Genomic DNA, 205 nt, shown 5'->3' with positions numbered 1-205 from the left:
GCCTTGACACTAGGAGTCGATGAAGGACGGGACTAACGCCGATATGCTTCGGGGAGCTGTAAGTAAGCTTTGATCCGAAGATTTCCGAATGGGAAAACCCACCATACGTAATGGTATGGTATCCTTATCTGAATACATAGGATAAGGAAGACAGACCCAGGGAACTGAAACATCTAAGTACCTGGAGGAAGAGAAAGCAAATGCG

The 205-nt window shown here is 46.3% G+C and carries 1 rRNA gene; it reads left to right on the top strand.

The window, feature by feature from the left end:
• Window position 1: 1 nt before the first annotated feature.
• Window positions 2-205, top strand: a 23S ribosomal RNA gene (locus MR079_RS29120); the annotation flags it as partial.

The sequence above is a fragment of the Bacillus cereus group sp. BfR-BA-01381 genome (genome assembly GCF_022663555.1).
In the GTDB taxonomy this organism is placed as follows: Bacteria; Bacillota; Bacilli; order Bacillales; family Bacillaceae_G; genus Bacillus_A; species Bacillus_A pacificus.
The sequence above is the reverse complement of the archived record's forward strand: the minus strand, read 5'-3'. Positions and strand labels throughout refer to the sequence as shown.